At 28.4% G+C, this 13,000-nt stretch carries 19 protein-coding genes and 1 pseudogene; 4 read left to right on the forward strand and 16 right to left on the reverse strand.

Annotation, left to right across the window (positions count from 1 at the left end):
* Positions 1 to 2: 2 nt before the first annotated feature.
* The 8 genes from MOV50_RS02335 to MOV50_RS02370 are packed head-to-tail and all read right to left on the reverse strand — an operon-like array spanning position 3 to position 3,599.
* On the reverse strand, positions 3 to 278 hold the full coding sequence (locus tag MOV50_RS02335; RefSeq protein WP_321778824.1) for a TrbC/VirB2 family protein: 276 nt from the start codon (positions 276 to 278) through the stop codon (positions 3 to 5).
* Positions 279 to 668 (reverse strand): hypothetical protein, encoded by a 390-nt coding sequence (locus MOV50_RS02340; RefSeq protein ID WP_321778825.1) that lies wholly within the window; start codon positions 666 to 668, stop codon positions 279 to 281. It abuts the gene before it with no gap.
* 27 nt (positions 669 to 695) lie between these two features.
* Positions 696 to 1,013, reverse strand: coding sequence for a hypothetical protein (locus MOV50_RS02345; protein WP_321778826.1), 318 nt, complete (start codon positions 1,011 to 1,013; stop codon positions 696 to 698).
* On the reverse strand, positions 1,006 to 2,283 hold the full coding sequence (locus MOV50_RS02350; RefSeq protein WP_321778827.1) for a hypothetical protein: 1,278 nt from the start codon (positions 2,281 to 2,283) through the stop codon (positions 1,006 to 1,008). Before MOV50_RS02350 ends, MOV50_RS02345 begins: the two co-directional genes overlap by 8 nt.
* A 9-nt stretch (positions 2,284 to 2,292) precedes the next feature.
* Positions 2,293 to 2,730 carry a hypothetical protein gene (locus tag MOV50_RS02355; RefSeq protein WP_321778828.1) on the reverse strand — a complete coding sequence of 146 codons (438 nt, stop codon included), beginning with the start codon at positions 2,728 to 2,730 and terminating at the stop codon, positions 2,293 to 2,295.
* 2 nt (positions 2,731 to 2,732) lie between these two features.
* Entirely contained in the window at positions 2,733 to 2,951 is a 219-nt protein-coding gene (locus tag MOV50_RS02360; RefSeq protein WP_321778829.1) for a hypothetical protein, read from the reverse strand.
* Between the two features lie 3 nt (positions 2,952 to 2,954).
* Positions 2,955 to 3,143: a hypothetical protein gene (locus MOV50_RS02365; RefSeq protein ID WP_321778830.1), complete on the reverse strand. Its 189-nt coding sequence runs from the start codon at positions 3,141 to 3,143 to the stop codon at positions 2,955 to 2,957.
* Positions 3,144 to 3,599, reverse strand: a complete 456-nt coding sequence (locus MOV50_RS02370; RefSeq protein WP_321778831.1) for a hypothetical protein — start codon at positions 3,597 to 3,599, stop codon at positions 3,144 to 3,146.
* Positions 3,600 to 3,803: 204 nt separating this feature from the next.
* Between MOV50_RS02370 and MOV50_RS02380 the strand changes: the two are divergent.
* Positions 3,804 to 5,011: pseudogene (locus MOV50_RS02380) on the forward strand (IS3 family transposase).
* Here the strand turns inward: MOV50_RS02380 and MOV50_RS02385 are convergent.
* Entirely contained in the window at positions 4,951 to 5,628 is a 678-nt protein-coding gene (locus tag MOV50_RS02385; protein WP_321778833.1) for a hypothetical protein, read from the reverse strand. The pseudogene MOV50_RS02380 and the gene MOV50_RS02385 sit on opposite strands and share 61 nt — an antisense overlap.
* A gap of 154 nt (positions 5,629 to 5,782) precedes the next feature.
* Here MOV50_RS02385 and MOV50_RS02390 point away from each other — a divergent pair, with 154 nt between their 5' ends.
* Positions 5,783 to 6,214 carry a hypothetical protein gene (locus MOV50_RS02390; protein WP_321778834.1) on the forward strand — a complete coding sequence of 144 codons (432 nt, stop codon included), beginning with the start codon at positions 5,783 to 5,785 and terminating at the stop codon, positions 6,212 to 6,214.
* A gap of 3 nt (positions 6,215 to 6,217) precedes the next feature.
* A complete protein-coding gene (locus MOV50_RS02395; RefSeq protein ID WP_321778835.1) occupies positions 6,218 to 6,532 on the forward strand; it encodes a hypothetical protein in 315 nt (104 codons plus the stop codon).
* Between the two features lie 41 nt (positions 6,533 to 6,573).
* Here the strand turns inward: MOV50_RS02395 and MOV50_RS02400 are convergent, their stop codons facing one another.
* The 6 genes from MOV50_RS02400 to MOV50_RS02425 all read right to left on the reverse strand — a co-directional run bounded on the left by MOV50_RS02400 (position 6,574) and on the right by MOV50_RS02425 (position 12,213).
* Positions 6,574 to 6,939: a hypothetical protein gene (locus tag MOV50_RS02400; protein ID WP_321778836.1), complete on the reverse strand. Its 366-nt coding sequence runs from the start codon at positions 6,937 to 6,939 to the stop codon at positions 6,574 to 6,576.
* Between the two features lie 211 nt (positions 6,940 to 7,150).
* Positions 7,151 to 8,356 carry an IS3 family transposase gene (locus MOV50_RS02405; RefSeq protein WP_321777146.1) on the reverse strand — a complete coding sequence of 402 codons (1,206 nt, stop codon included), beginning with the start codon at positions 8,354 to 8,356 and terminating at the stop codon, positions 7,151 to 7,153.
* Between the two features lie 132 nt (positions 8,357 to 8,488).
* A complete protein-coding gene (locus tag MOV50_RS02410) occupies positions 8,489 to 8,779 on the reverse strand; it encodes a hypothetical protein (protein WP_321778837.1) in 291 nt (96 codons plus the stop codon).
* Between the two features lie 713 nt (positions 8,780 to 9,492).
* On the reverse strand, positions 9,493 to 10,581 hold the full coding sequence (locus MOV50_RS02415) for a site-specific integrase (RefSeq protein WP_321778838.1): 1,089 nt from the start codon (positions 10,579 to 10,581) through the stop codon (positions 9,493 to 9,495).
* A gap of 418 nt (positions 10,582 to 10,999) precedes the next feature.
* Positions 11,000 to 11,332, reverse strand: a complete 333-nt coding sequence (locus MOV50_RS02420; protein ID WP_321778839.1) for a YqiA/YcfP family alpha/beta fold hydrolase — start codon at positions 11,330 to 11,332, stop codon at positions 11,000 to 11,002.
* 2 nt (positions 11,333 to 11,334) lie between these two features.
* Positions 11,335 to 12,213 (reverse strand): radical SAM protein, encoded by an 879-nt coding sequence (locus tag MOV50_RS02425; protein WP_321778840.1) that lies wholly within the window; start codon positions 12,211 to 12,213, stop codon positions 11,335 to 11,337.
* Between the two features lie 52 nt (positions 12,214 to 12,265).
* Here MOV50_RS02425 and MOV50_RS02430 point away from each other — a divergent pair, with 52 nt between their 5' ends.
* The gene (locus MOV50_RS02430) at positions 12,266 to 12,559 is read left to right on the forward strand and encodes a hypothetical protein (protein ID WP_321778841.1); all 294 of its coding nucleotides are present in this window, start codon (positions 12,266 to 12,268) and stop codon (positions 12,557 to 12,559) included.
* Here MOV50_RS02430 and MOV50_RS02435 read toward each other — a convergent pair.
* Positions 12,542 to 12,985, reverse strand: coding sequence for a hypothetical protein (locus MOV50_RS02435; protein WP_321778842.1), 444 nt, complete (start codon positions 12,983 to 12,985; stop codon positions 12,542 to 12,544). The two genes, MOV50_RS02430 and MOV50_RS02435, sit on opposite strands and share 18 nt — an antisense overlap.
* Positions 12,986 to 13,000: the final 15 nt, after the last annotated feature.

A 13,000-nucleotide genomic window follows, 5' to 3' on the forward strand; every position in this document is an offset into this window, starting at 1 on the left:
GTTTATCCAAATATGGCAGCGATAGAACTAGCAACGAGGATTAACACACCACCTTTCATTATTTGAATCAATCTTTCTTTCTGCTTTTCATCGTTTTGACCAAACATGTAGCTATAACCAACAAAGACAAGAGCTAATGTCATCACAATTGCGACAAATTTACCCGTTAAAGCTACTGTTATAGATTCTGTAGGCTCAATGGCTTTTGTAATATCAATAATCCCTTTAGCATATATTTTGCCTACAAGCGTCATGAATAAAAAATAAATTTTTAACATTTAAATCACCTCTTCTTCAATATCTTCATCTCTTTCAATTTTTAAGTAATATCTAACTTCTTCCTTCTTTTTATTTTTACCTACAGTTGGATTCTTTGCATCTACAAATACCGTTAAATTATTTATGCGTAGAGTGTCTCCAGCAACAAGTGCTTTTAATTCATCTTTAAGCAGTAATTTTGGTTCTAAGAGTTTTTGATTTGAGTAAACAATAAAATCACAACCGACATTTTGTTTTTGTTGTTGATCATATATATTCGTTGCACATTTGATTGCTTTTAACTTTTTTGTTGCTGGGTCTGTAATAAATTTTACACCAGCACCACAAACTGGACAATTATATGCTTTCTTTTGCTCATTACCTTGCTCATTACTAATCTCTTCTCTCATCATTTTTACCTTTTATTTAATTACTTTTTAATTAAAGCAACTTATATCTTTTAAACTCGCTAGTACATTATTCATAATAACTGAGTCACTAATTGTTGTTTTTTTCTCTCCTTTATTCATAGATTGAATCATATTTTTTACTGTATCAATCATATTTTTATAGTAATCTGGTGAATATACACACTTAAGTCTGCAAGACACTTTTCTACTTTCTGAAACATAATTTTCATAATTTTCATCTACCATAACCTTGTCATAATAAATTTTAATAGCATTTCCAAAATCATCTTTATACTTTAACAATTCAGGATATATTTTTACATTCACACTATATATTTCATTCATTTTTCTTCCTTATTGAATCCCAAATAATTGTAGTTTCAAACTCTTCTTTAAATTTATCAAGAATTTCTTGTTCTTTATAACTCAATCCCTTACTAGCATCTAAAAATGCGTAATCAATTCTATTTGTTGCTTTATAACTTTTTATAAAAATATCAATAGCATTCGAAGGAGTTTTTACATCTATTAAATCAGTAGAAATATTTTGTTGTTTAGGTACTTGTTCTGTTTCTATTTTTTTATAGTTCTGTATATAGTTTTGTATATAGTTTTGTGTTCTCGTTGTGTAGTTTTTTGGATTGAATATATTATTTATAAGAGATGGGGAAATTGAAATATATATTTGTTCAGTTTGTGCTTTATTTTTATAAAGAGCATATATAACTCTTTTATCATTGTCAAATATCACGCTTTCAGGAAAATATTTTTCATCTTTTCTTTCGATTGGCTCAAGTGTTGCATATAAATTTGCCTCTATTTTTTCTCTTTCACTTTCTACTAGACCAACATACAGTAGGTCTATACCATTAAATGTATTATTTTGTATCTGTTTTTTTATCGAGTTTTTATATCCACCAACATTTTTAATTTTACCTTCTGCAATTTTAGTTTTTATCTTTTTAGTGTTCATAATCCATTCGACAGTTTTATCAATATCTTCTACTGGTATTGTTGCATTTGGATTTTCATCTTTTATCTCAACTTTCAATTTACTTGTTAAGCTCTCTAGTTGTGTTGCTAAATTATCTTTTGATATGTTTCCTTCATTCGCAAGTTTTGTGATTAGTGATAGCTCTTTATTGATTTCATTTTCTGTTAGTTCTGCATCTTGAGTGTCATCATTAAAGTATTCATCAAACTCTTTTAGATATCGCTCTTTTCCCCACTCCAAATCTACTACTGCATACGATTTAGTATTTATAATTTCTCTTTTAATTACTCCCAATTCTTCTAATTGTCTTTTGATATTTTTAACTGTCTGAATTGCATTTTTAATTTTCTTTTTTTTGTAAGCTATTTTTTCATCTGTTGTTAATGTCTGAAAAAACTCATAATCTTTAGTATCACTATTTATAAGACCGAAACCACCATAAAAAGCAATAGTTTTATTTGAAGCAAAACTATCTTTAGAGCGTGTTGCATAATCGGCATGTGCAACAATCGCACTTAAAACTTTTAGCTGTCCTGCATTTAAGTATCTAAAAAACCAAGGTTCAAGCTGAACAGGTCTAGTTTTAGGCTTTAATATTTTTAAATATTCTTTGTTTAGCAACTTTGGACTCTAACTTACCAATCTGCTAATAGCACTTTGTAAGGCAACAGGGTCAACTTTATAAACAATCGAATCAACTTTATAATTTTGAAGATGATCATATATTTCATCTATGTTAAAAACTCTATTCTTTTTAGTAACTTCAATAAATGGAACTAATCTAGCTCTTATTAGCTCTTCAAATCTTCTCATTGATATTGGAAATTTTTTAACAATGTCTTTTTTTGATATATATGCTGGAGTCGTTGAAAAAATCTTTAATAAAAAAAGTTCTAAAGTGTTTGATAAAGCTTCTTGTGGATTAGTAGCACTTTCAAGATTTAAGATAAGTTGTTCTATCCAATTATCATCTGCATGTAAAACAATTTTATCTATAAGAGTTTCAGGAAGTTTAAATATTTGAAGGTGTGTTTTTAATTCTACTTGATTTTCATTTGCAAATTTCATACTTAACCTTTTTGTTTAGAAGTTTCTAAAGCTTTTTTAACATCTTCAAAGTTATATTTCCATCTTGCTATTTTAGTTCCTGGTGTTCGTACATCAACTGCCGGTATTGTTCTAGAATTTCTTAACTTAACAATTGTTCCAGTTGAAAAACTAGAACTGAAATGTTCATTTAGCAAAACTACAAGTTCTTCTATTTTAATTAATTTGTTTTGATTACTCATTTTTTATATCTCCTTCTTTCTATAATAAAGCACATACCCACTCTTAGATATCTGCTTATGTGTATTTTCTAACTCTTCTTCTTGTTCACTAGAAAGTTGAAAATATTCATTATCTGAAAACACTTGATAGACATAATCTAACGAGTTTAGTAATTCTTTCAATGCAATATCTTCTTTATTTTCTGTAGTCATTTATGCTGCCTTTTGAATACTATTAGATAAAGTGTTTCTAAGTTCACTAAGAAACTTAATATAATTTGTATCATCTGAAATAGCTAATTCTTTTAAATTTTCATCAATCAAATTTTTCATCCCATCACTTAAACAAAATCTATTTTTATTTGATTTGGCTTTACCTTGTGTGACATCTTTTATATTTGTTTTTTCTTCAAGCTCATCGTTTATAATTAATTGAGATAATCGTTCTAAATGTCTATTAAATCCTTTGTGTTCTTCCGTCCATAGAATCAAATATTTAAGAAAGAAGGGTGTTAATTGAGATATTGGAAGATTCAATGCTTTAGTAGTTTTTTTTAACTCCTGATAGAAGTTAGTATTATCATTCCATACTTCATATTCGGCAAGAACTAATATAACATCACAAAAATTTCTATCATCAGATATGTAACTACGCCAAAAGACATCCATATCTTCTTTATCAAAGTTTGATTTTTTAACATCTTCTATTTTTTTGACTGTTATCTGAGCCTTTTCATTTATAAGCTCTTTAGGTTGCTTAGAAAGTAAAAACTTTTTTGCATTAGTATAATGAACCCCTAAAACTGAACCAGTAAAATTTGTTTTCTTATTTCAAAAATGATAAAATTGAAATAGAGAATATAGGAATTAAATATGAGTGCAAAAAGAAAAAGTTATAGTGCAAATTTTAAAGCAAAAGTAGTACTGGAAGTTTTAGAGGGTGAAAAAACTGTTAATGAAATAGCTAGTGGATATGAAGTCCTACCTCTAAGTTTAAGAAATTGGAAAAAAACAGTTTCTTGAGAATATGTCATTAGCATTTGATAAAAGTACTGTTGTAAAAGAATACAAAGATGAAATTGATACTCTTAAATATGAAAAAGATGCAATTGCAAAAAAAACTTGGAGAGACAATTGTTGAGAAGGATTTTCTTGTGGAAAAGCTAAAAAGCTTGGCCTCATCTAAAGAGAGAAAAACTCTACTTGATGCTAAGCATAAATTATCACAGAATAAGCAGTGTCAATTGCTACAGGTAAGTAAGTCGAGTTTGTACTATACTCCAACTAAACCGTTTAGTAGAGGTAAAGACTTGAAAATATTAGATGCTATAAATAATATATATTCAGACTTTCCATCATATGGAAGTAGAAGAATTCATGCTCAACTTTTAAGAGATGGGTATAGCATAGGGAAAAAGTTCGTTAAGAAAGCTATGAAGTATATGGGTATAGAAGCCTTGTATCCTAAGCCTAAGACCACTACAGCAAACAAAGAACATTATAAGTATCCATATCTCCTAAAAGATTTTAGAGATTATGCTGGACGTGTTGTAATTGAAAAAACTAATCAAGTCTGGAGTACAGATATTACTTATATCAAACTGGAAAAAGGCTTTGTATATTTAGCCGCAATAATAGATTGGCATAGTAAAAAAATACTCTCATGGAAACTTTCTAACACAATGGATATTTCCTTAGTTAAAAGTGTGTTAAATGAAGCACTCGCATTTTATCCTAAACCAGAGATATTTAACACAGACCAGGGAAGTCAATATACTTCAAAAGTTCATGTTGATATTCTCAAAAAACACAACATTAAAATTTCAATGGATGGAAAAGGTAGAGCTACTGATAATATTTGCATCGAAAGATTCTGGCGAAGTATTAAGTATGAAGAAATTTATCTGAATGAATATAAGAATATAAAATCTCTCAATCGAGCAATAAAAATATATATGAACTCTTACAACAAAAAAAGATTACATTCGGCGATTGGATATAAAACTCCAAATGAAGTTTATTATAAAGCTGTCAATAATTTAGATCCTAAAGGAGCAAAACTGTTACCACTGGTATCGTAAAGAGGTAAAATAAGAAAACTTGTTTTACTGGTCTTGAAAAAGGGAACCATTATATTAGATCTTAAATCAAGTTTATAGATTTTATTTTCTTTGTTTTGATTGATTATTTGTTTAATAATCTTGGTAAGATTAAAAAGTTTATTTAAAGAGAGGATTGTGCCAACTTCCGTATGACTTAAATAATAATCTTTATTATTTATACCAAACCAAAGTCCTCTGTCACTACTATAGTTCATTAGTTCTATATTGTAATTTTTAGTAGATGTTATTATTTCTATATTGATAATTATTTGTCCAAAATTATCATCTGTTGGTTCTTGAACGACAGTGAATCTATAATTACTTTTAAAATCTTTTTTTAGTTGTAAACAATAGTCTTTAAAATATTCATAATCTTTAAATTTTGTATCATCTGCAACATCAAGATTATTAAGATCAACCAACATTGATTTATAATTTTGTTTTAAATCACAAGAAAGTGAAGTTAAATATGTTTTTATATTTTGTTCAACAAACGCATCTACAGTTTCAAACTTTACAAGATTATTTTTTAAAGTTCTGATTCTTGATTCTTCCATTGCTTCAGCAAACCAGCTATTATCTTTTTGAATACTCATTTTAGTCCCTTTATAATACATTTCATTACAATTCACTCTTTTAAAGGGATTTTTGGTATCCTAAAAGATTAAATTGTAAGAATATGTATAAATATCAACGATATGTATAATTATACATGAATCATTGAGTTATGTCAAGGATAATAAATAAATCATGGAATTAAATCAACAAATCATTAGCTATAGTGTGAGATTAAAAAGTGCTTTAGAAGCGAAAAACTTAAAACAAAAAGATTTAGTCAAAAAATATGATTATTTATCAACTAGCTTAATGTCAAAATTTTTAAATAATCAAAAGACTATTACAGATATTTTTTCAAAATTATGTTCAGATGAAAATATAAATATTCATTGGATAGCAACAGGTCATGGCGATATGTTTGTTCAGGACTGTAATGGCGTAAATGTAACTAATCATAGTGGTAATGTTGCCGTAAACGGGACAATTACCATAAACACAAAAGACTACGCAGATAATGATGAAATCAAAGAAATATTAGATTTACTCAAATATGCCAGTAAGCCACTACTTGATAAATTTGTAGAAAAATTGCAAAAAGTCAAACAAGATACAGAAGAATTTTAAGTAATGTCAGTAGTATCTATCTTTTTTATTGCAATTATTATACTGGTATATGTTTTAACTAAACGACACAAAAAGAGCCAGAGCTCAAACATACAAGAATCAGAAGATTTTTTTCAAAACATCCTTAACTCAGAACCTGATCATATAATTGCACCGGAACATATATATACAAATAGAGAAGAATGGGAGGCTGATGAAAAAATCATGGCAGACTATCAAGAAGAATTATTTAGACAAGAATATGGGTTAGATAACGAATATGAAGATCTTGATGATTTTTTAAAATCACAAGATGAAGAGTTAAAAAAGAGTGAGTAACATACCCTCTTCCTTTTTTAACTAATAAGAGATCATATAAATTAAAACAATTTACTGTGAATCCATCCTTTACCACTTAAAATCAATACATCTTTTTTAACTTTCTGCTCTGGAGCTTTCTTTAACCAAACTGGCAAATCAGAAATTGTATATTTGTATTTTACAGTACTAACTTCTTGACCCATTAGCTCAGATGGAACTGTAAAGTTTATTATTTCAGCTACTTTCACTTTACCTACACAAACTCTACCATTTTTATAAAATGCTTTAGCAGCATCTGTTATATCATAAACTAGTGCATCTTTATATTCTTTCCTGCTTTTTTCTTTTATAAAGAATTTACTAGCTTGTGTTTCTATCTTAGTAGTTTTTGATTTTAAAAGCCCTGTATTTTCATACTCTTTCATATTTCGTGCATTTAAAAAAGCTTCTTTTGGAAAACCTTTTCCAATATTAAAACAGTTTAACTTCTGTTTACTACTAGAAAGATACTGATTTATAGCTTTTGTAAAATTTTCATTGTTCGCTTCTTTGAGATTAGAAGAACAACCATAAAAAATTGTTATATAATGGTTCCCTTTTCAAGACCAGTAAAACAAGTTTTCTTATTTTACCTCTTTACGATACCAGTGGTAACAGTTTTGCTCCTTTAGGATCTAAATTATTGACAGCTTTATAATAAACTTCATTTGGAGTTTTATATCCAATCGCCGAATGTAATCTTTTTTTGTTGTAAGAGTTCATATATATTTTTATTGCTCGATTGAGAGATTTTATATTCTTATATTCATTCAGATAAATTTCTTCATACTTAATACTTCGCCAGAATCTTTCGATGCAAATATTATCAGTAGCTCTACCTTTTCCATCCATTGAAATTTTAATGTTGTGTTTTTTGAGAATATCAACATGAACTTTTGAAGTATATTGACTTCCCTGGTCTGTGTTAAATATCTCTGGTTTAGGATAAAATGCGAGTGCTTCATTTAACACACTTTTAACTAAGGAAATATCCATTGTGTTAGAAAGTTTCCATGAGAGTATTTTTTTACTATGCCAATCTATTATTGCGGCTAAATATACAAAGCCTTTTTCCAGTTTGATATAAGTAATATCTGTACTCCAGACTTGATTAGTTTTTTCAATTACAACACGTCCAGCATAATCTCTAAAATCTTTTAGGAGATATGGATACTTATAATGTTCTTTGTTTGCTGTAGTGGTCTTAGGCTTAGGATACAAGGCTTCTATACCCATATACTTCATAGCTTTCTTAACGAACTTTTTCCCTATGCTATACCCATCTCTTAAAAGTTGAGCATGAATTCTTCTACTTCCATATGATGGAAAGTCTGAATATATATTATTTATAGCATCTAATATTTTCAAGTCTTTACCTCTACTAAACGGTTTAGTTGGAGTATAGTACAAACTCGACTTACTTACCTGTAGCAATTGACACTGCTTATTCTGTGATAATTTATGCTTAGCATCAAGTAGAGTTTTTCTCTCTTTAGATGAGGCCAAGCTTTTTAGCTTTTCCACAAGAAAATCCTTCTCAACAATTGTCTCTCCAAGTTTTTTTGCAATTGCATCTTTTTCATATTTAAGAGTATCAATTTCATCTTTGTATTCTTTTACAACAGTACTTTTATCAAATGCTAATGACATATTCTCAAGAAACTGTTTTTTCCAATTTCTTAAACTTAGAGGTAGGACTTCATATCCACTAGCTATTTCATTAACAGTTTTTTCACCCTCTAAAACTTCCAGTACTACTTTTGCTTTAAAATTTGCACTATAACTTTTTCTTTTTGCACTCATATTTAATTCCTATATTCTCTATTTCAATTTTATCATTTTTGAAATAAGAAAACAAATTTTACTGGTTCAGTTTTAGGGGTTCATTATATTAATGCCAATACGGATAATATTAAACTTATTTTTTTCATTTTATTACTTCTTTATTTTATAATAATATTGTCTTTGACTATTGGTTATTTCACAAAAAGTTCTATTGTCAAGCATTAAAATCTGATCATATTTATTATGTTTAAAAATTGTATATTTAAAGCTGTCTGCTACTGGTTCAATCTTTATATTACCAATCCTACTTATATTTACAAAACCTCCACATACTAATGTACAACCCATATTAGAACAATCTATTGCTATTCCTTTTTTGTCGTCATTCGCTAATACTGAAGTTGCCATAACAAGCAACCCAACTAATATTATTTTTTTCATGTTATTCCTTTTATAATTATTTCAACACTATACTTTAATTTTATATAATAAGCTAATTGACAATTATTATAAATTTATGTGGAATTTCAATTGTACAAACAAATGTTAATAAGTTTTAGTTGATAAGTAGTTGCAGAAAGTTTAGGTAACTAACCTCCTACTTCCTGCATTGTTTTTATTAGCTAATAAAAACGAGTAAGCTTTGATAAGCTGCGTAAGCAGCCAACAAGTGCTTTAGGACTAAAAATATTTTAGCGCAAATAATTAAAAATATTATCACTTTAAAATCCACCTTAGTGTTGGATTTGTTCACATCATAGCCGTTGCATAGCCTACATTTCCACACCTGAAAGATGCAGTATTATCGGTGAAGACACTCTTTAACTTCTGTGTTCGGAATGGAAACAGGTGTATTTAGCATCCCTAAAATACAGGCAAAAAAAAAGCCCTCCTACTAATAAAAGTAAGAGAGCTTATTTTTTCTAATGTGAAGTTTTAGGTAGTTAAGCTAAAACAAGTGTTCATAATTAATAAGTTGCGCTAATTAATAATCCTATTTGAAATTGGATTAGAACGTATATATGGACACAAATAAGTATCCATGCGATGATTATAACATGTTTTTGTGACTATATCCCAAATATATTGTGTTTTTACCAATATTTAAACAAGTTATTTGTGAATAATCTCTTTTAATTAACTACTAACTGTTCTTATTTCAAATAATCAAATATTAAATTAAGACCTTTTGATATAGTGTCTACTCTCACATCACTATACCGCTCTTCTACCATTTTAGTAGTTGAATGTCCTAAGATTGCTGCTGCAACATTTGAACTAAGTCCCAACTCATTTATAGTTGTGTTCCCTATTAAATGTCTTATATCATGTATGCGAAATGATTTAGTAATTTTTGCTTCTTTTTTTATCCTTACCCATGCTTTTCTAATATCTTTAAACTTAGTTCCAGTTACTGGAGACTTAAAAATATATTCACTTTTATCATCTATGTTTAAAAGAATCTCAAATAAAATATCTGTAATCGGATGTTTTTTATTTTTCTTTGCTTTATTTATCTTTGCCGGTATTTCATAAACTCTATTATTTAAATCTATATAATCCCACTTAAGATTTAAAATCTCTGATTTTCGATGTCCATGAAGTAAAAAAGCAAATATACCTCTATATACTAACTCATTAAAATTTAAAATTGTAGAAAAGAGCTTTTTTGCTTCATCATTTGTAAGCGTATATTCAACGGTGTTATCAAACTTTGGAAGTTCTACATGATTAGAAGCATTAAAATTTATATATTTCATTCTAATAGCATAGTTCAATATTGCTTTTATTATATTATTTAAATGTTTTGCAGTTTGAGGAGCATAACCATTTTTTAACATTTCATTTATAATTTTTTGGATTTCACCTGGAACAATATTATTTATTAGCTTATTACCTATTTTATTTTTTATATGCTTTTTAAAGTAGTACTCTTTCGTTTCTATTGTTGCCGGAGTTTGCACTTGTTTAACTGATTCTATATATTCATCAAAAAGTTTTTCAAATGTATAGATTTTTTTAATCTCTTGAGAGTCTTGATTTTTATATTTAGCTCTAAGAGTTTCTTTATTTATAAATGCCATTCTGGCATTTGTCTTATAATCGTCGTTACTATAACCTACTGTTCTTTTATATTGATCTTTACCTATTTTAAATGAGCCTACAAATACAGTTCCTTTAATTGGATGCTTGTATGTATAGATTCCTTTATGTTGTGTTGCGGTTAACTTTGGAAAAGCCATTTAAATCCTTGGGTCATACTTTAGGTCATACTTAATATTGTAAAGATATGTAATTATATTCGGAATATTACCGCATACAAACTTAACAATCAGGCTCAATGTCGTGAAATAGCCCCTCTGTATCAATTTGTATATTTAGACCTTCTATCTCATAAGCCGGGGGTCGGGGGTTCGAGTCCCCCCTCTGACACCATCTTATTAAGATACTTTAACTTTGTAGGTCATACTTTTTCATATTAACCTCAAGTAGTAACTACACAATTACCCCATAACTTTTTAACCAACCAATCATTAATTTTTCAATTACTAAGTAGTAACTATACAGTTACCAGTCAAATATTCATTAATAATCCACCAGTAACTACACTCATGACAAATTGGCGTAAGACTATCTCCAAATGCCAATATCATACTAGCCTCATTTAATAAATTTTCTTATTCTCTCAAAGTATAATTCAATCCCTTCAAACCCATGATTACCACCCTCCTCTGCTATAAGAGTTGCATCTCTAAATTTATCTATCGCTTCTTGTGTATTTAATAGTTCGTCGCCTTTTTGAACAAGAAGCATAAACTTACTTTTATTGATACCCTCTTGTATATAATTTTCTAACATATTGATATGATTTATATTACAAGTAAAACTACTATTATCATAAAAACTTGGTGCATTACCCATATAATTTTTAAGAGTTTTATATGAAAATATCGAGGAATTTAACAATACTGTTTTTAAAATGTAAATAATCATATCTAAAATCCTCTAAACTTATTAGGTACAAATGCATCTTGCCCTATTTCTAATGCTAAATCTAGTTCTTCTACTAATCTACTTTTATCTTTTGGTAAGTTTCCTGCTAGATGCAAGGCATTAGATGCATGATTGGAGCGGAAGATTATTTTATTAGTTGGGTTTAAAAGTTCTAAAAACTTTTTTTGTTCTTGAAGTAGCTGTGCATCAGTAGGCATCTCAAAGTCACTAAAGTGTTTGTAAAAATTTTCTTTTGAGTCTTCTTCAAGCCCTAGTTGTAGAGTTGCTAAGTAGTTTACCCTTGTAGAGTTTATAACCAAAGCACTCTGACTGATATGTTCATTTGAATACTTTGTTCCACCCATACCAAGTATAATCGTTGCAGATATTTTGAGTCCTGCATCTGAGGCTTTATTTAGTGACTCAATAATCTCATTTTGCGTTACACCTTTTGTTATCTTCTTTAGAACTATATCACTACCCGTTTCTACTCCGTAGTAGATAAGATTTAAGCCATTTTCTCTTAAGTGTTTTAATTCTTGACTTGATTTGTTTAGTATATTTTGTGCAGATGCGTAGAGGGAGATGCGTCCTAGTTTTATAAATGCTTGTTTTAAGTAAGAGAGTAGCTTTAAAAGATACTCAGTATCAAGGGTAAGAGCATCTCCATCAGCTAAAAAAACTCTTCTTGCATCTGGATATGAGTTGGCAAGAGTATCTATATCTTTAAAAACATCTTCAATTACTCTTACTTCAAAACTTTTTGTTTTATACATAGAACAAAATGAACAGTTATTGTAACTACATCCGTAAGTCACTCGAATGATTATATTGTTTGCTTCTGCTGGTGGTCTAAAGAGTGGGTAGTTATATTCTATCATTATCTTTTTATTTGAATTATATCAGAACTATCTATAAAGGGTATAATCTGATATGGATTATGAATTTGAAGAGGACATAGAACCAACTTGGCTAGTAAAACAAAGAGAAGACGCTCTTCTTGCAGAAAAAGCATATTCTAAAAATGAAAAGATTGTTTATAAAACAGGCGATCAAGTTGGTAACTTCTTATTTGTAAGATATAACAAGTTTAAAAATAGAGCTACATTTGAGTGTCAAGAATGTGGAAGAAAATTTCCTTATAATATCTACTCAATTAAAAATAAAAAACGATGTAAATGGTATAAATTTCATAATAAAAAGTTTAAGCTAAATAATAAACATTAATTTAGCAGAAACAACTATAAAAAATCCCAAAACAATCACTAATTTATGAAAATCATTTTGCATAAATTTACTTTTTGTTCCCTTTGTAAATCTTACATATAAGTTACTTAAAACCCCTGCTACTATAACTAAAACAAGAAGTATTTTAAAAAGCAATATTTTTTGTAAATCAGTTTGAATAAACCCAGCATCTGAGTTCATGTATTTTGAGAGCATCATTCCACCAGTTAGAACTAAAGCTAAAAGTGAAATTGGGAAAATTTTAAAACTTCTTGCTCCCATTGTTTGATTTATCTCTTTTTGTGTATCTTTAGAAAACTTATTTTTTAGTGTTGATATAACAGCTAAATCAGTAAAAACATAACCTAAAAATATAATTGCTAAGATAAGGTGTATAATATGTGCATATGGATAAACAGCCTCCATTTTTCACTCCTGTAT

It is taken from the genome of Sulfurimonas sp., from assembly GCF_029027585.1.
In the GTDB taxonomy this organism is placed as follows: Bacteria; Campylobacterota; Campylobacteria; order Campylobacterales; family Sulfurimonadaceae; genus Sulfurimonas.

Bases quoted from the DNA above. Each gene is read 5' to 3' on its own strand.
- MOV50_RS02405 (WP_321777146.1), bottom strand. From the start codon at position 8,356: ATGAGTGCAAAAAGAAAAAGTTATAGTGCAAATTTTAAAGCAAAAGTA.
- MOV50_RS02370 (WP_321778831.1), bottom strand. From the start codon at position 3,599: ATGGATGTCTTTTGGCGTAGTTACATATCTGATGATAGAAATTTTTGT.
- MOV50_RS02430 (WP_321778841.1), top strand. From the start codon at position 12,266: ATGGATTATGAATTTGAAGAGGACATAGAACCAACTTGGCTAGTAAAA.
- MOV50_RS02425 (WP_321778840.1), bottom strand. From the start codon at position 12,213: ATGATAGAATATAACTACCCACTCTTTAGACCACCAGCAGAAGCAAAC.
- MOV50_RS02410 (WP_321778837.1), bottom strand. From the start codon at position 8,779: ATGAAAAAAATAATATTAGTTGGGTTGCTTGTTATGGCAACTTCAGTA.
- MOV50_RS02390 (WP_321778834.1), top strand. From the start codon at position 5,783: ATGGAATTAAATCAACAAATCATTAGCTATAGTGTGAGATTAAAAAGT.
- MOV50_RS02385 (WP_321778833.1), bottom strand. From the start codon at position 5,628: ATGAGTATTCAAAAAGATAATAGCTGGTTTGCTGAAGCAATGGAAGAA.
- MOV50_RS02345 (WP_321778826.1), bottom strand. From the start codon at position 1,013: ATGAATGAAATATATAGTGTGAATGTAAAAATATATCCTGAATTGTTA.
- MOV50_RS02340 (WP_321778825.1), bottom strand. From the start codon at position 668: ATGAGAGAAGAGATTAGTAATGAGCAAGGTAATGAGCAAAAGAAAGCA.
- MOV50_RS02400 (WP_321778836.1), bottom strand. From the start codon at position 6,939: ATGAAAGAGTATGAAAATACAGGGCTTTTAAAATCAAAAACTACTAAG.
- MOV50_RS02395 (WP_321778835.1), top strand. From the start codon at position 6,218: ATGTCAGTAGTATCTATCTTTTTTATTGCAATTATTATACTGGTATAT.
- MOV50_RS02420 (WP_321778839.1), bottom strand. From the start codon at position 11,332: ATGATTATTTACATTTTAAAAACAGTATTGTTAAATTCCTCGATATTT.
- MOV50_RS02355 (WP_321778828.1), bottom strand. From the start codon at position 2,730: ATGAAATTTGCAAATGAAAATCAAGTAGAATTAAAAACACACCTTCAA.
- MOV50_RS02365 (WP_321778830.1), bottom strand. From the start codon at position 3,143: ATGACTACAGAAAATAAAGAAGATATTGCATTGAAAGAATTACTAAAC.
- MOV50_RS02415 (WP_321778838.1), bottom strand. From the start codon at position 10,581: ATGGCTTTTCCAAAGTTAACCGCAACACAACATAAAGGAATCTATACA.
- MOV50_RS02335 (WP_321778824.1), bottom strand. From the start codon at position 278: ATGTTAAAAATTTATTTTTTATTCATGACGCTTGTAGGCAAAATATAT.
- MOV50_RS02360 (WP_321778829.1), bottom strand. From the start codon at position 2,951: ATGAGTAATCAAAACAAATTAATTAAAATAGAAGAACTTGTAGTTTTG.
- MOV50_RS02435 (WP_321778842.1), bottom strand. From the start codon at position 12,985: ATGGAGGCTGTTTATCCATATGCACATATTATACACCTTATCTTAGCA.